The sequence below is a fragment of the Plantactinospora sp. A48 genome (genome assembly GCF_055793945.1).
In genome coordinates this window covers 42,033-57,578 of record NZ_JBTIXF010000043.1, presented here as the reverse complement: position 1 = coordinate 57,578, position 15,546 = coordinate 42,033, and the positions used below count along the sequence as shown (strand labels likewise).

Here is a 15,546-nt window from a genome sequence, read left to right as displayed (position 1 = left end):
TTTGTTGCACACACATCAAGATCATGGCGGGGATGATCTATTTGTCGAGCACCCCACATCGACGTGCCTCGCCATAACCCAACGAACCGAACCAGTTACCCGACAGTCTCTCAGAGCCTGCGAAGTCCACTCAGCACCCTCTCCAGCAGTTCAGTGCCCACCGCGTCATTCGAGTCGTCGAGGGACGTGGGCTCATGCACGGCCACCATGCCGTCGGCGGCCATGTCGGCGATGAGCACACGGGTAACTCCCAGCGGCAACTGCATCCGCGCCGCGATCTCGGCAAGTGACTGCAGCCGTCCATCACAGAGCGCGGCAATGTATTGATGCTCCCGACCGTGACCACCATTACCGTTTCCGGCGGTCCGACCACGCACCGTCGTTTCGACGAGCGCTTCGAGAGCTATGTCGAGCTTGGGCCGAGTGCGACCGCGGGTGACGGCATATGGCCTGACCAATGAACCCGTCGGCTCATCACGCTCGGGCATCATCGCCGCTCACCCCCTTCTCTTCCCATGCGTTCGACCCTATTGAGGTGCGATCCGTTCCTGATCCCCGGCCCGGTCCGGCTGGCTGCCGGCCGGGTCTGGCGGTGCTCAGCCCAGCATCCCCGCGGCCGCGCGTGGCGACGGCGTCAACGCCTCACCCACCCGGTCCACGAGCAGTGCCATCTCGTAGCCCACCTGTCCCACGTCGCAACTGCGAGCGGCGAGCACGGCGAACGAGGAGCCGTCCGAGATGGACATCAGGAACAGAAACCCATTGTCCATCTCGACGACCGTTTGCAGAACCGCCCCACCCTCAAAACAGCGCGCGGCGCCCTGGGTGAGGCTGACCAGACCGGACGCGATGGCGGCCAACTGGTCGGCACGGTCCCGCGGCAGGTCCTTCGACGAGGCCAGGAGCAGGCCGTCCGCGGAGACCGCGACCGCGTGGGCGACCCCGGGTACGCGTTCGGCGAAGTTGGCGAGCAGCCAACCGAGATCCTGCGTCGTTGTCATCCTTCATGCTCCTTCTGCCCGCCTCCGGCCAGATGGCCGAGGCCGGGCTGCGAGGACTGCCGACCAGCCGGAGAGGACTCCGGTCGGTGCGTGTTGTCTTCGGCGGGGTTCGTACGACCACGCTGCACTCCGCGGTGGTAGGCGGAGAGCAGTCCCCGGACCGCCTCGGGCGTGCGGCGTTGAACCGAGTTGTTCGGCTTCTCCACCCCGCCCGGGACCAGCTGTGCCATCGGCTTGCGTTTCGGCAGGCCGGTCGGCGTGGTCTCGTTGACCGGCCGCTCGCTCGCGGCGGTCGCCGCGCGCCAGCCCTCGTCCGCCGCCGTCTGCCAGCCTCCGCCGACCGCCGGTTCGGAACGGCGGGCTGCCGCGCCCGCGCCGAAGCCCGCTGCCGCACCGCCGAGCGTGCTCTGCGGACGGGTCGGCAACGGCGAGCCGGCGGACGCGACCGCTGGTTCGGGTTGCCGCCGCTCGGGCCGGACGTCATCCGGCCGAGCCGGCGCCTCGGGCGCCGCCTCGCGGATGGCGGCGAACTGTTCGGTCGCCGCCGCAGAGGGCGCGGTGGCCGCCGGCGTCGGCCTGGTGGCGACCGCCGGCGTCACGGTGCCGTTCTGCCGCGTCGGCCCCTCGGATTCGTCACCGGTGGAACCACGCGTACGGAACCATGCCGACTCCAGCTCCCGGAAGATCGGCAGTTCCATCGTCTCGTCGGCGAAGTGCTGCTGCCGGGAGTCGGTGGCCGACCGCACCGAGGGCGGCGGCGGTGCCGAGCGCTGCGCCGGTACCGGCCGGGGCGCCGGAGGCGTGTACGGAGCCGGTGGCGCCGACGTCACCGGCGACATGAACTGGGTTTCCGCGTCGCCGGCCATCGGTCCGGCGGAAACCGGGCGAGGCATGTCGGACGGCCGCCGCTCGCCCTGCTGTGACGCGGGCGGGGCGGACGCGGGCCGGGGCGTTCCGGCGGACCGGTCGGCCGGTCGGCCCAACCGCGGCAGCTCGGCGGTCATGTCCAGCGCCGCCGCGAGCCGCTCGGGTACCTGCGGCGCCCCGGTCTCGCGGTCGGGCTGCTGCTGCACCGGCGGCCACGCCGGTGGTGCGGGCGGGGCGGGCGGGGCGGACGCCACTGGCGCGGCCGGCTGGAACGGCTCGGGCCGCGCCTCCGCCGGGGGCTGGGGCGTCCGCTCGGGAACCGCCTGGGGCGGTACCGCCGGACCGGTGTCGCCGGTGGGACCCGACACCGGGGTGGCCGCGACCACCCAGGACGACGAGGTCGAGGGCGGAGCCGAAGCCACCGGCGGCGCGGAGGTCGGCTCCGGCCGGCCCATCGGGTCGTTCGGCCGCTGCTCGGGCGCGGTCTGCTCGGGCTGGCGCTGCTGTGCTCCAGGCCCGTCGTCGACCTCGCCCTCGACGGTCCACTGTTCGGTCCGACGCTGCGGCAGCGGCTCGTTGTCGTCGGGTCGCTGGCGCGGGAAGGCGTCAGCGGTACCGGTCGAACCCACGCCCGTGAGATCCGACCAGGCCGGCATCGACCGTCCGGGGCCGCCGTTGCGCGGTCCCGCGCCGTTCCCGTTCATCCCGGCACCGCTGGTCGGGGCGGCGGAGTGGCTGGTCGGAGCGCCGGAGTGGCCGTTCACGCCGTTGAGCGCCGGCGCACCGGTCCCGTTGAGCGGTCGCTGCGGCGGCCGGCCCTCCAGCGCCAGTGGGTTGCCATAGCCCGAGTTGGGCGCGGCGGGGGCACCGGTCAACGCGGCCGGAGCCTGGGGGCGGCCGGCCAGGGCCCGGGGCACCAGGACCGAGGGCGGGAGGGTCACGTCGGCGATCGTTCCCCGGTCAACGCCGGGTCGCAGCTCGACCCGTACGCCGTGCCGGGCCGCCAGTCGGGCGACCACGACCAGGCCCATCATCCGGGAGACCGCCACGTCCACCTGCGGTGGCGTCGACAGTCGGTCGTTGAGGTCGTAGAGCTGCTCAGGGGTGATGCCGATGCCGCGGTCCTCGACGTAGAGGGACGCCCGGTCGCCCACCCGGCGCGCCTCGACCATGACCTGGGAGTCCGGCGGGGAGAACGCGGTGGCGTTGTCGAACAGCTCGGCGACCAGGTGGACGAGATCGTTGACCGCGTGCGCCGCCACCTCGATGTCCCGGTCGATCACCCCGAACTCGATCCGGGTGTAGTGCTCGACCTCGGACTGCGCGGCGCGGAGCACGTCGATCAGCGCCGCCGGTTCGCGCTGCACGCGGGTCGAGTCGGCACCCGCGAGCACCAGCAGGTTCTCGTCGTTACGGCGCATCCGGGTGGCCAGGTGGTCGAGCTGGAACAGCTCGGCCAGCCGGTCCGGGTCCTCCTCGCCGCGTTCCAACCGGTCGAGGTGGCCGATCAGCCGGTCGACCAGGATCTGCGACCGGCGGGCGAGGTTGACGAACATCGTCGCGACGCTGGACCGCAGGGCCGCCTGCTCGGCCGCCGTACGGACCGCCTCCAGGTGGACCGCGTTGAACGCCTCGGTCACCTGCCCGAACTCGTCCTTGCTGCGGACCGGCAGCGGCTCGGCGATCTGGTTGGCCACCTGCGCCGGGGACATCTGCGCGGAGATCTGCGGATCGCGCAGCCGGGTCACCGCCTGCGGCAGACCGTACTGGGCGATGGAGAGTGCGCCGTGCCGCAGCTCGCGCAGCGACCGGGCCATCGACCGGGCCACCATCCAGGCGAAGAGGATGGACAGCAGCAGAACGGCGAGCAGCAGGCCGGTCTCGACGAAGACCTGGCGCTGGGTGGTGGTGCGGATCTGGTCGGCCTTGTCGACCACCTGCTCGTCGAACCGCGCCTCGACCGTACGGAAGAGTTTGTTGTTGCCGGACAGCGCGCTGTCCCAGTCGCTGGGGTTACTGAACGGCGCCAGCCTGATGTTGTTCTCGGAGGACTTGCCGGTGATCCAGCCACCGTAGGTCTCGACCACCCGCTGGTCCGGACCCGACAGCGTCCGGTCGAAGAAGCTGATCTCGTCCTCGTTGGCGATCGCCTTGAAGCTCTGCACCGCCTGCCGCTGGCCCTGGTCGGCACCGATGTACGCGGTGCGGCTGACCGCCGTGAGCTCGTTGTTGACCAGCGCCTGGTGCACGATCGCGCGACGCTCGGAGAGGAACTCCTTGGCCCGGGAGATGTCGGCCACGGCCCGCATCCGCTCGCTGAGCGCGGGATCGCCGGCCAGCTGCGCGGCGATGTCGCGCATGTCGAGCAACTCACCGATCAGGCTGTCGTACGACTGTTGGGCCGAGCTGGCCTGGGTCTTGCCGTTGGTGACCTGGCTGCGCAGGCCGGGCAGGGCGGCGAGGTCCTGATCGATCTTGACGAGCAGGTCGGCGGAGCTGGTCGGCAGATCGGTCAGATCCTGCCGACGCTCGGAGTAGGTGGCCCGACTCTTCTCGACCTTGTCGTAGAGCGAGGTGTAGCTCTCCTTGAGCCGTCCCTTGGCCGGGTCGTTCTGCCGGGTGCCGAGGTACCGGATGGCCAGCGTGCGTTCGTCCTGGAGATTGTCGATCAGGTCGCCGGAGGTCTGGGACAGGGTTGCCAGGCCGTGTGCGCGGTTGGCGTTGTTGAGCGCCCCAAGGTGATCGATGAGACCGCTTGTCCCCACCACGATCGTGGCGATGGTCGGCACGATCATGATGAGACCGAGCTTGGACCAGATCGGCATGTCGCGCAGCCGGCCAGTCGGTCGGCGTACCCGCGACAGGACTGAGCCCGCCGCCTTTGGCCGTTCGCTCACGTCACCGCCCTCCCACTTCGGCACCCGAAGGACGAACTGGGCACCGCTCAGCGACCGACCCGGTCGGATCGGACCCCCGAGATTCCATCACGCCGCCTCGCCAGAGGAAAGCCCAGGTTGTCACTCGCCGGAAGTGTGATGGGATATTAATGAGATTTGATTGCAAACCGTTTTCCTGGAGTCACTCACAGTGATTGACAGTTCTGCTGGCGCCATCCTTCTGGCCGGCCCTTCCGGGTCCGGGAAGTCGTACATAGCAGGTCGCACCGGGCTTCCCGTGCTCTGTTTGGACGACTTTTACAAGGACGGCGATGACCCGACCCTGCCTCACAGTGGCGGCCGAGTCGACTGGGAGTCACCGCAGGCATGGGACGCCCAGGCGGCGGTACAGACCATCGCCCGACTGGTTACCGAAGGCAAGGCCGATGTGCCGGTTTACGCGATCGGCGCGGACCGTCGAGTGGCCACCCAGACATTTGAGCTGGCCGGACGGGCATTCTTCGTCGCCGAAGGGATTTTTGCCGCCGAAATAGTCCAGGAGTGCCAGCGACTCGGCCTGCTGGCCGCCGCGTACGCGCTGCGCCGGCCCCGGTGGGCGACCTTCGCCCGGCGGCTGGTGCGGGACCTGGCCGAGCGGCGCAAGACGCCGGGGGTGCTGTTCCGGCGCGGTTTCTCGCTGCTGCGCGCCGAGCCCGTCGTGCTGGCCCGGCAGGCCGAACTCGGTTGCCAACCGGCGGGCGGCCGGACGGTGCTCCGCCGGATCGCCGCCCTCACCGCCGGTTCGCCGAACCCGCGCCCGCCCGCCGAGCCAACCGGCCCGGCTATGCCCGCCGAGCCGACCGGTCCGGCGGTGCCGGCCGGGGTCGCGGATCAGCCCCGTAGCGCCGCGTAACCCGGCTTGATCACCTCGTCGATGAGCGCCAGCCGCTCGTCGAACGGGATGAAGGCGCTCTTCATCGCGTTGATCGTGAACCACTGGAGTTCCGTCCAGCCGTAGCCGAACGCCTCCACCAGCAGCGCCATCTCCCGGGACATCGAGGTGCCGCTCATCAGCCGGTTGTCGGTGTTCAGGGTCACCCGGAAGCGCAGGTCGCGCAGCAGGCCGATGGGGTGCTCGGCGATCGACGGCACGGCCCCGGTCTGCACGTTCGACGACGGGCACAGTTCCAGCGGGATCCGCTTGTCCCGGACGTACGCGGCGAGCCGGCCGAGCACCGGTCGCGCGCCGGGTTCCACGGCCGGGGTGATGTCGTCGACGATCCGCACCCCGTGCCCGAGCCGGTCCGCGCCGCACCACTGGATGGCCTGCCAGATGGAGGGCAGTCCGAACGCCTCACCGGCGTGGATGGTGAAGTGGAAGTTCTCCCGCTGGAGGTATTCGAAGGCGTCCAGGTGGCGGGTGGGCGGGAAGCCGGCCTCCGCGCCCGCGATGTCGAACCCGACCACCCCGCCGTCGCGGTGCCGGACGGCCAGCTCGGCGATCTCCTGGGACCGGGCCGCGTGGCGCATGGCGGTCAACAGTGTGCCGATCCGGATCACCCGACCGGTCCGGGCCGCCTGGGCGGCCCCGTCGGCGAAGCCCGCCAGGACCGCTTCGACCACCTCGTCCAGCGCGAGGTCCCGGTCCAGGTGCTGCTCGGGGGCGAACCGCACCTCGGCGTAGACCACCCCGTCGGCGGCCAGGTCCAGCGCACACTCGGCGGCCACCCGGTACAGCGCCTCGGGCGTCTGCATGACCGCGACCGTGTGTTCGAACGTCTCCAGGTAGCGCTCCAGCGAGCCGGACGCCGCCGCCGCCACGAACCACCGGCCGAGTTCCCCGGCGTCGGTGCTGGGCAGCGGGTGTCCCACGTCGGCGGCCAGCTCGATGATCGTCTGCGGCCGCAGACCGCCGTCGAGGTGGTCGTGGAGCAGCGCCTTCGGTGCCCGGACGATGTCTTCGTACGCGATCACGGCCATGCTCAGACCCTAGTCAGGCCGGTCAGGCCGAAGGCCGCCACCCGTACAACCGGTCCACGGCCAACCGGACCACCAGCCGGTGGTCGGTCACCATCGCCCGACGGTAGTCGGCCCAGTCCGGGTGCTCGCCCCGGATCTCCCGGTAGACCTCGACCAGCTCCTCGACCGCCGCGTCGTCCTCCTCGGCGGCGACCGCGGAGAGCGTCACCGATCCCTCGGCGACCGCGTACGCCGAGCCGTCCGGTGGGCTGACGTAGAAGCTGGCTCGGGGATCCCGGCGCAGGTTGCGGGCCTTGGCCCGGTCGGCGGTGGTCGAGCAGCGGAGGAGTCCGCGGGCCGGATCCGCCAGGTAGTCCACGTTCGACAACTGCGGCCGACCGTCCCGCTTGAGGGTGACCAGCACCCCTCGACCGGTCCGGCCGAACAGCTCCCACAACGGATCCACGCCGGTCACGACGGCATCCGCCGGACGGCGCCGGCACCCACTGCGGCGGTCTTCGTTGGCATGTCGCCGAGCTTACGAGGTCCACCCCGGTCCTGTCCCGACCCGCACGGCGCCGATCCGCGCCGGACCGGGTGGGCCTACCGTGGTCGACGTGGAGTTGCCGTACCGCGCCACGCCGACCGGGCTGGCCGTCTGATGCGTGCCGACGTGCTGAGCCGGCTGCGCTGCCCGGTCTGCGCCGAACCGCTGCGAAGCACCGCCCCCGACGCCACGCCCACCCCGGAAGCCGGGCCGGGCCCGCCCGGGCGCAGCCTGCGCTGCCCGCGCGGGCACAGCTTCGACGTGGCCCGCCAGGGGTACGTCAACCTGCTCACCGGGCAGGCCCCGCACACCGGGGACAGCCCCGAGATGGTGGCCGCCCGCGAGGAGTTCCTGTCCGCCGGGCACTACCGGCCGATCGCCGCGCTCCTGGCCGAGGTCGCGGCCGGGGAGCTGGGACGCGATCGGGCGCCCGGCGGGGCGTACCCGGATCTGGTCGTGGACGCCGGCGCGGGCACCGGCCGATACCTCGGCGCGGTGCTGGACGCGGCACCCGAGGCCGTGGGCCTGGCCCTGGACGTCGCCAAACCGGCCCTGCGGCGGGCGGCCCGGGTCCATCCCCGGGCCTCCGCCGCGCTGGCCGACACCTGGCGGCCGATGCCGCTGGTCGACCGCGCGGCCCGGCTGGTGCTGAACGTGTTCGCCCCGCGCAACGGGCCGGAGTTCCACCGGATCCTGCGTCCGGACGGCGCGTTGCTGGTGGTCACGCCCGCGGCCGACCATCTCGGTGCGCTGGTCGAGCGGCTGGGTCTGCTCCGGGTCGACCCCGCCAAGGCGGACCGGTTGGCCGACAGCCTGGCCGACCGGTTCGAGCTGGTACACCGGCACGCCCACCGGCACGAGCTGCGGCTGGACCACACGGCGACGCGCACCCTGGTCGGGATGGGCCCGAGCGCCTGGCACACCGATCCGGCGCGGCTGGCCGCCCGGCTGGCGGGGCTTGCCGAGCCGGTCGTCTGCACCGTCTCGGTCGACCTGGCCGTCTACCGGCCCCGCTGATCAGGTCGACAGGTCGACCTCTTCCCAGCCGCCCGGCGGATCGTGGTACGGCCCGTGGAAGATCACCGCCCACTCCAGCGCCCAGCGGCGCTGGCCGATCGCGTTCGCGTCGACCACCCCGGGCAGCGGCGCCCCGGTCTGCTCGGCCTCCAGATAGGCCCAGTCCAGGCAGTAGTGGAAGTCGAGCAGCACGGCCGCCTCGGCGGCGTCCCGGGGCGCGGCGAGGGTCCGCGACCGCCACTGGGTGAGCGTCTCCCCGGTGGCGATGTTCGGCAGCAGGTCCATCAGCCGCTCGTCGGTGGGCTCGGTCGGGTCCAGATGCTTGGTCAGGCCGAGCACCCAGGCCAGCGCGAACACGGCGTCGTGATGCAGCACGAACGAACGGTGGTCGCCCACGCTGCCGGTGACGAACTGCCACTCCGGCGGGGTCAGCTCCTCCACCAGATGCGAGCTGAGCAGCCAGCTCATCCCGGCCCGGGGCGACATGCCGAAGCAGCGGGCCAGGATCAGCTGCAGGACCGCCGTACGAGCCTCCAGCTCACGGGTGGAGCGCAACTCGACCTCGTCGCCAAGCTCCCACACCAGCGGAAACTCCGGTGGCGGCAGTGGCAGCCGGAGCCGGCGCAGCTCGTCCACGTTCGCGGCCCGGACGGCCTGGGGGTCGGGAGCGGGTACGGCCACGTGACATCCCTGCTAGTCGCCACCGGCGGTGAACGCCGGACTTTCCCCCTGGGCGGGCAGGATAGTCCCTTCCCCGACCACCCGCGCACGACCCCAGGACGGTCGCTACGCACCGTAGCAGTGCTCAGCCGATCCGTTCCAGCACCAGGGGGGTGGGGGCTGGTGCCGCACCGGAGAGCGTGACGGCGTCCGCCGCGTCAGCGGCGGCGGCCGGGATCCGGGCGGCGTCGTCGGTACGCAGCTCATAGAGCACGTCACCGGCCCGGACCGGTTCGCCGGGCCGCCGGTGCAGCACCACCCCGGCGGCCGCGCTCACCGGATCCTCCTTGCGGGCGCGGCCCGCGCCCAACCGCCAGGCCGCGATCCCGATCCGGTACGCGTCGACGCGCTCGACGTATCCGTCCCGGTCGGCCCGGACCAGCTCGGTCTCGGCGGCGGTAGCCAGCTTGGCGTCCGGGTCACCGCCCTGGGCGCGGATCATCGCCCGCCACGAGTCCATCGCCCGACCGTCGGCCAGCGCGGCGGCCGGGTCGACATCGGGCAGCCCGGCGGCGGCGAGCATCTCCCGGGCCAGCGCCAAGGTCAACTCGACCACGTCGGCCGGTCCCCCACCGGCCAGCACCTCGACCGACTCGGCCACCTCGACGGCGTTGCCGATGGTCAGGCCGAGCGGGGTGGACATGTCGGTGAGCAGGGCGACGGTCCGCACCCCGTGCGCGCCGCCCAGCTCCACCATGGTCCGGGCCAGCTCCCGGGCGTCCCCGACGGACTTCATGAAGGCGCCGGACCCGACCTTGACGTCCAGCACCAGCGCCCCGGTGCCCTCGGCGATCTTCTTGCTCATGATCGAGCTGGCGATCAGCGGGATCGCCTCGACGGTCCCGGTGACGTCGCGCAGCGCGTACAGCTTCCGGTCCGCCGGGGCGAGTTCGGCGCCGGCCGCGCAGATCACCGCGCCGACCTCGCCGAGCTGCTCGATGAACTGCCGGTTGGTGAGCGTCGCCCGCCAGCCCGGAACCGACTCCAGCTTGTCCAGGGTGCCGCCGGTGTGCCCCAGCCCGCGCCCGGACAGCTGCGGTACGGCCGCCCCGCACGCCGCCACCAGCGGGGTCAACGGCAAAGTGATCTTGTCGCCCACGCCGCCCGTGGAGTGCTTGTCCACGGTCGGCCGGCGAACCGCCGACAGGTCCAACCGCTCGCCGCTGGCGATCATCGCGGCGGTCCACCGGGCGATCTCCGGGCCGGTCATTCCGCGTAGCAGGATCGCCATGGCCAGCGCCGACATCTGCTCGTCGGCGACCTGCCCCCGGGTGTAGGCGTCGACCACCCAGTCGATCTGCGCGTCCGACAGCACCCCGCCGTCCCGCTTCACCCGAATAACATCAACCGCCGCAAACTCAGCCACCGTCGTTGCCCCATCGGGTCGGGATCTCCGTGGGCGGCTCACCCTCGCCGGCCCAGAACATCGCGCCATCCGCGTCCACGACCACCACCCTGGGCGTACGGGCCAGGCCCCAGGCGACCGCCTCGGCGGTGTCGGTCCAGGTCGGTCCCTCCTCCAACACCCCGGTCTCGGTCTCGGCACCGGTGCCGGCGGAGCGGTCCCAGTATCCGGTCCAGACCTGCTGGCCGGCGGAGACGTCCGGGTGCACGAACACGGTGCCGCGACCCCGCCAGGCGGCCAACCGGGCCGGCACCTCGGGCACCGCCGTGTCCCCGGTGATCGCGTCGAGGTCCGCCACGTCGAAGGCGTGCGGCAGCAGTTCGCGCATGGTCAACGAACCACCCCTGGCCTCCACCTGGCAGTCCGGGCCACCGTTCTCCCAGAGCAGTTGCCGGCACCGCCCGCACGGCATCAGCGGCTCGCCGGTGGCGTCGACGCAGGAGAGCGCGACCAGCCGGCCGCCGCCGGAGGCGTGCAGCGCCGAGACGACGCCGCACTCGGCGCAGAGCGTCACGCCGTAGGCCGCGTTCTCCACGTTGCAGCCCACCACGACCCGCCCGTCGTCGACCAGGCCGGCGGCGCCGACCGGGAACTTCGAGTACGGCGCGTACGCGTGCCGCATCGCCTCGATCGCGGCGGCCCGCAGCCGGGCCCAGTCGACCCGCTCTCCGTTCACTGGTTCACCCGCACCTGATCCATACTGCACCGGCTCAGCCCTTGACGTACGGTTTGCCGTCGGCGGCGGGTGCCCGGACCCGACCGACCAGACCGGCCACGGCCAGGATGGTCGCCAGGTACGGCAGCATGGCCAGGAACTCGCTGGGGATCACGCTGTTGTTCGCGCTCAGGTACGTGCCGAGCTGGTCGGCGAAGCCGAAGAAGAGCGCCGCCAGCAACGCGCCGGTGGGCGTCCAACGTCCGAAGATCATCGCGGCCAGGGCGATGAAGCCCTTCCCGCCGATCATGTTCTTGGTGAAGCTGAACAGCGCCAGGGTGTAGGAGGCGCCGCCGACGCCGGCGACCAGACCGGCCATGAAGACATTCCGGTAGCGCAGCCGCAGCACCCGTACCCCGAGGGTGTCGGCGGCGGTCGGGTGCTCGCCGACCGCCCGGGTGCGCAGTCCCCACCTGGTCCGGGTGAGGGCCAGGTGGATGACCAGGACCAGGACCAGGCCGAGGTAGAGGAAGATGTTGCCCCGGAACAGCGCCGGTCCGAGCACCGGGATGTCCTTGAGCAGCGGGATCTCCCAGTTGCCGAATCGGGGCGCGCTGTTGTACCGCTGCGCGTCGGTCTGCATCAACCGTTCGTAGAGGAAGCCGGTCAGGCCCACCGCGAGCAGGTTGATCACGATACCGATGACCACCTGGTCCACCAGGTAGCGGATCGCCAGCACGGCCAGCAGCAGCGAGATCAGCGCTCCGCCGAGCGCGGCGGCCACCAGGCCCACCCAGACGCTCTGGGTGACGCTGCCGAACAGCGCGCCGGAGAAGGCGCCCATCAGCAGCTGGCCCTCGATGCCGACGTTCACCACACCGGACCGCTCGCAGAGCACCCCGGCCAGCGCGCCGAAGATCAACGGCAGGGCGGCCAGGAACGTCCCGCGCAGGATGTTGACCAGCGGCATGAAGTTCTGCCCGGCCGGTGCGTCGGAGACCTGCCAGCACAGGAACGACAGCACGAACCCGACGATCCCCACCCCGAGCAGGGTGGTGAACCAGCGCCGGTCGCCGACGACCAGCAGCGCGGCCCCGGCCAGCGCGGCCAGCACGCCGAACAGCACCGCGCCGGTCGTACCGGGGATCGACAGGGCGGCACCGCCGGCGTCCTCGCTGAGGGTGAACCGGGCCCGCTCGGTGGTGGCCAGCGGGCCGAACACCGCCGCCGCGACCAGCCCGAGCACCAGCAGCCCGGCGCCCACCTTGCGGTTGCGGGTCCAGAAGCCCTGCGCGACCGGGGCCACCGCCACGTCCTCGACCGCCACCGTGGACATGCCGTTCACCAGCCCTTCGCGAGGCTCGTCTGCAACCGGGCGGCGCGGGCCGCCCGGAGCCGGAAGATCGCCTTCACCAGGGCCGGCGCGGCGATGAAGATGACGATCAACGCCTGTAGCACCGTCACCAGCTCCAGCGAGATCCCCGAGTACGACTGCATCCGGTTGCCGCCGGCCTGGAGGGCCCCGAACAGCAGGCCGGCCAGCAGCACGCCCCACGGTTTCACCCGGCCGAGCAGCGCCACCAGGATGCCGTCGAAGCCGATCTGGGCCACCACCTGCGCGGTCAGCGCGTTGGCCGTGGTACCGACCACCATGTTCGCGCCGCCGAGCCCGGCCAGGCCGCCGGAGATCACCATCATCAACACGTACGCCTTAGTGACGCTGATCCCGGCGGTACGCGCGGCGTCCGGGTTGGCGCCCACCGCGCGCAGCTCGAAGCCGAAGGTGGAACGGTCGAGCAGCCAGGCGACGCCGGCGGTGGCCAGCACCGCGACCAGGATGCCCAGGTGGACCCGGGGGGTGTCGCCGAGCAGCCGGGGCAGCTGGGCGGAGGAGTCGACCGACCGGCTGATCGCGTCGCTGCGGGACGGATCGTGTACGCCCTTCTGGTTGATCGTCCAGGTCAGCAGGTTCAGCCCGACGTAGTTGAGCATGATCGTGGTGATCACCTCGTGTGCCCCGGTGCGGGCCTTCAGGTAGCCCGGCACGAAGCCCCAGATGGCACCGCCCAGGATGCCGGCGGCCAGCGCCACGATCAGGTGGATGACCGGCGGCAGTGGCAGCAGGAAGCCGGCCAGGGCCGCCAGGATCACCCCGAGGGTGGCCTGGCCCTGCGCGCCGATGTTGAACAGTCCGCCCCGGAACACCAGCGCCACCGCCAGGCCGGTGAGGATCAGCGGGGTGGCGTAGGTGAGCGTCTCCGAGATCGGGTACACCACCTGCTGCCAGCCGGTCTTGCCGCCGCTCAGCCAGTCGGCCACCGCGGCCGGGTCGACGATCGCGCCCTTGAACAGGTTGGCGTACGCCTCGCTGACCGCGGTCCAGCTGGAGGTCAACGCGTCGGAGGGCCGGGACGTGAGGTACGCGTACGTGGCCAGCACCTCCGGGTCGGAGATGATGATCAGGATCGCGCCGATCACCCCGGCCAGCACCAGGGCCAGCACCGTCACCGTGAGGGTGTTGGCGGACCAGAGCTGCTGCACGAACGTCTGGGTGAACGAGGGCGCCCGGTCGGTCTGGCCGGCACCGGCCCGGCCACCGCGGTTCGGGCCAGCACCGGTCCCCGCACCACCGCGGTTCGGGCCGGCACCGGTCCCCCCACCACCGCGGTTCGGGCCGGCACCGGTCAGGTCGTCGGCGGGCGGGACCTCGTGGGCCGCCGTCTTCGCGGTCTCGGCCTCGGTCGCCGGTTCCTTGTCGGGCGAACCGGCGCCCGGCTGGACGTCACTCATGCCTCTTCCTCGGTTCCGGACTGACCGGTGGCGGACGTTCCCGGCGCACCGCTGGCGGCGTCCTCGTCGGCGTCCCGGCCGGCGGAGTCGGGGGTCACCCCGGCCATCAGCAGGCCGATCTCCTCGCGCGGGGTTTCCGGACCGACGATCGCCAGGATCCGGCCGCGGTACATCACCGCGATCCGGTCGGCCAGCCCGATCACCTCGTCCAGCTCGCTGGAAACGACGAGTACGGCCGTACCGATGTCCCGCTCGTGGATGATCCGGCGGTGGATGAACTCGATCGAGCCGACGTCGACCCCGCGGGTCGGCTGGGCGGCCACGAAGAGCTTCAGCGGCCGGGACAACTCCCGGGCCACGATCACCTTCTGCTGGTTGCCGCCGGACAGGTTGCCCACGGCCGTGTCGGCGGACGGGGTCCGCACGTCGAACTCCTCGATCCGCTGCCGGGCCGACTCGCTGATCGCCCCCGGCCGCAGCGCGAAACCGGAGCCGAACGGCGGCTGGTCGTACAGGTCGAGAACCAGGTTCTCGGCGACGCTGAACTCCTTGACCAGGCCGTCGACGCTGCGATCCTCGGGGACGTACCCGACGCCGGCCCGCAGCACCCGCTTGGTGGGCCAACCGTCGATCCGGTCCCCGGCCAGGGTCACCGAGCCGGCCAGCGCCGGCCGCAGGCCCATGATCGCCTCGACCAGCTCGGTCTGGCCGTTGCCCTGCACTCCGGCGATCCCGAGCACCTCGCCGGACCGCACCGTGAGGTCGACGCCGTCCACCGCCCGGTGCGCCCGGTCGTCGTCCACGACCAGCCCTTCGACCCGGAGCATCGGCTCGCCGGTCCGGGCCGGCGCCTTGTCGACCCGCAGGCTGACCTGCCGGCCGACCATCTGCGCGGCGAGTTCGTCCTCGCTGTCGGTCGGGCTGGCCGTGCCGACCGTACGGCCGCGCCGGATGATGGTGATCCGGTCGGCGATGGCCTTGACTTCCTTGAGCTTGTGGGTGATGAACACGATCGACTTACCGGCGGCCTTGAGCGACCGCATGACGGTGAGCAGTTCCTCGGTCTCCTGCGGGGTCAGCACCGCGGTGGGCTCGTCGAGGATCAGCAGGTCGACGTCGCGGGTGAGCGCCTTGACGATCTCGACACGCTGCTGCACGCCGACCGGCAGGTCCTCGATCACCGCGTCCGGGTCGACCCGCAGGTTGTACCGGCTGGACACCTCGGTGACCCGCCCACGGGCCCGCCGCCGGTCGAGCAGACCCGCGAGGCCGCCCCGGATCTGCTCGGCGCCGAGCATCACGTTCTCGGTCACGGTGAACACCGGGACCAGCATGAAGTGCTGATGGACCATCCCGATGCCGGCGGTGATCGCGTCGGCCGGTCCCTTGATCGACAACGGCTGGTCGTTGACCAGGATCTCGCCCTCGTCGGGTTGCAGCAGCCCGTACAGGACGTTCATCAGCGTCGACTTACCCGCGCCGTTCTCGCCGAGCAGCGCGTGAATCTCTCCTGGCTCCACCGTGAGGTCGATGTGGTCGTTGGCGACCAGCTCACCGAACCGTTTGGTGATGCCGCGCAGTTCGAGTTTCAGCGCAACCTCCTGGAGGACGGGGGGGACGGTTTCCCCCAAACCCCGCCCGCTCTGGGCGGTCAGGCTTGATCCCGACGCGGGCGGGGTCGGCGGAAACCGATGGTGTGGGCTGGCCGC

13 protein-coding genes are annotated in these 15,546 nt (G+C 71.7%); 2 read left to right on the top strand and 11 right to left on the bottom strand.

Annotation, left to right across the window (positions count from 1 at the left end; translation table 11 throughout):
* Nucleotides 1-110 precede the first annotated feature (110 nt).
* The 3 genes from ACXN5W_RS20915 to ACXN5W_RS20905 all read right to left on the bottom strand — a co-directional run bounded on the left by ACXN5W_RS20915 (nucleotide 111) and on the right by ACXN5W_RS20905 (nucleotide 4,765).
* Complete coding sequence (locus ACXN5W_RS20915) at nucleotides 111-488, bottom strand: DUF742 domain-containing protein (protein WP_473160026.1); 378 nt, start codon at nucleotides 486-488, stop codon at nucleotides 111-113.
* A 108-nt stretch (nucleotides 489-596) separates the two neighbouring features.
* Entirely contained in the window at nucleotides 597-1,001 is a 405-nt protein-coding gene (locus ACXN5W_RS20910) for a roadblock/LC7 domain-containing protein (RefSeq protein WP_473160025.1), read from the bottom strand.
* Nucleotides 998-4,765, bottom strand: coding sequence for a sensor histidine kinase (locus ACXN5W_RS20905; protein ID WP_473160024.1), 3,768 nt, complete (start codon nucleotides 4,763-4,765; stop codon nucleotides 998-1,000). Before ACXN5W_RS20905 ends, ACXN5W_RS20910 begins: the two co-directional genes overlap by 4 nt.
* Nucleotides 4,766-5,051: 286 nt before the next feature.
* On the opposite strand from ACXN5W_RS20905, the gene ACXN5W_RS20900 reads away from it, so the two are divergent.
* A complete protein-coding gene (locus tag ACXN5W_RS20900; protein WP_473160023.1) occupies nucleotides 5,052-5,657 on the top strand; it encodes an ATP-binding protein in 606 nt (201 codons plus the stop codon).
* Here ACXN5W_RS20900 and ACXN5W_RS20895 read toward each other — a convergent pair.
* Nucleotides 5,636-6,724, bottom strand: a complete 1,089-nt coding sequence (locus ACXN5W_RS20895) for an adenosine deaminase (protein ID WP_473160022.1) — start codon at nucleotides 6,722-6,724, stop codon at nucleotides 5,636-5,638. The two genes, ACXN5W_RS20900 and ACXN5W_RS20895, sit on opposite strands and share 22 nt — an antisense overlap.
* Nucleotides 6,725-6,746: 22 nt before the next feature.
* The gene (locus ACXN5W_RS20890; RefSeq protein ID WP_473160021.1) at nucleotides 6,747-7,178 is read right to left on the bottom strand and encodes a PPOX class F420-dependent oxidoreductase; all 432 of its coding nucleotides are present in this window, start codon (nucleotides 7,176-7,178) and stop codon (nucleotides 6,747-6,749) included.
* 186 nt (nucleotides 7,179-7,364) lie between these two features.
* Between ACXN5W_RS20890 and ACXN5W_RS20885 the strand changes: the two genes are divergently transcribed.
* Nucleotides 7,365-8,267 (top strand): putative RNA methyltransferase, encoded by a 903-nt coding sequence (locus ACXN5W_RS20885; RefSeq protein WP_473160020.1) that lies wholly within the window; start codon nucleotides 7,365-7,367, stop codon nucleotides 8,265-8,267.
* Here the strand turns inward: ACXN5W_RS20885 and ACXN5W_RS20880 are convergent, their stop codons facing one another.
* The 6 genes from ACXN5W_RS20880 to ACXN5W_RS20855 form a co-directional block, all read right to left on the bottom strand.
* Nucleotides 8,268-8,948 (bottom strand): DUF4272 domain-containing protein, encoded by a 681-nt coding sequence (locus ACXN5W_RS20880; protein ID WP_473160019.1) that lies wholly within the window; start codon nucleotides 8,946-8,948, stop codon nucleotides 8,268-8,270. It lies immediately after the preceding gene.
* A gap of 124 nt (nucleotides 8,949-9,072) precedes the next feature.
* The gene (locus ACXN5W_RS20875; protein WP_473160018.1) at nucleotides 9,073-10,353 is read right to left on the bottom strand and encodes a thymidine phosphorylase; all 1,281 of its coding nucleotides are present in this window, start codon (nucleotides 10,351-10,353) and stop codon (nucleotides 9,073-9,075) included.
* Nucleotides 10,346-11,068 (bottom strand): cytidine deaminase, encoded by a 723-nt coding sequence (locus ACXN5W_RS20870; RefSeq protein ID WP_473160017.1) that lies wholly within the window; start codon nucleotides 11,066-11,068, stop codon nucleotides 10,346-10,348. Before ACXN5W_RS20870 ends, ACXN5W_RS20875 begins: the two co-directional genes overlap by 8 nt.
* A gap of 34 nt (nucleotides 11,069-11,102) precedes the next feature.
* Nucleotides 11,103-12,383 carry an ABC transporter permease gene (locus ACXN5W_RS20865; protein WP_473160016.1) on the bottom strand — a complete coding sequence of 427 codons (1,281 nt, stop codon included), beginning with the start codon at nucleotides 12,381-12,383 and terminating at the stop codon, nucleotides 11,103-11,105.
* A 5-nt stretch (nucleotides 12,384-12,388) separates the two neighbouring features.
* Nucleotides 12,389-13,837, bottom strand: a complete 1,449-nt coding sequence (locus tag ACXN5W_RS20860) for an ABC transporter permease (RefSeq protein ID WP_473160015.1) — start codon at nucleotides 13,835-13,837, stop codon at nucleotides 12,389-12,391.
* Nucleotides 13,834-15,468: an ABC transporter ATP-binding protein gene (locus ACXN5W_RS20855; RefSeq protein ID WP_473160014.1), complete on the bottom strand. Its 1,635-nt coding sequence runs from the start codon at nucleotides 15,466-15,468 to the stop codon at nucleotides 13,834-13,836. Before ACXN5W_RS20855 ends, ACXN5W_RS20860 begins: the two co-directional genes overlap by 4 nt.
* Between the last annotated feature and the right edge of the window lie 78 nt (nucleotides 15,469-15,546).

Coding starts and splice junctions, on each gene's coding strand:
- ACXN5W_RS20915 (WP_473160026.1), bottom strand. CDS start 488: ATGCCCGAGCGTGATGAGCCGACGGGTTCATTGGTCAGGCCATATGCC.
- ACXN5W_RS20910 (WP_473160025.1), bottom strand. CDS start 1,001: ATGACAACGACGCAGGATCTCGGTTGGCTGCTCGCCAACTTCGCCGAA.
- ACXN5W_RS20895 (WP_473160022.1), bottom strand. CDS start 6,724: ATGGCCGTGATCGCGTACGAAGACATCGTCCGGGCACCGAAGGCGCTG.
- ACXN5W_RS20885 (WP_473160020.1), top strand. CDS start 7,365: ATGCGTGCCGACGTGCTGAGCCGGCTGCGCTGCCCGGTCTGCGCCGAA.
- ACXN5W_RS20865 (WP_473160016.1), bottom strand. CDS start 12,383: ATGTCCACGGTGGCGGTCGAGGACGTGGCGGTGGCCCCGGTCGCGCAG.
- ACXN5W_RS20860 (WP_473160015.1), bottom strand. CDS start 13,837: ATGAGTGACGTCCAGCCGGGCGCCGGTTCGCCCGACAAGGAACCGGCG.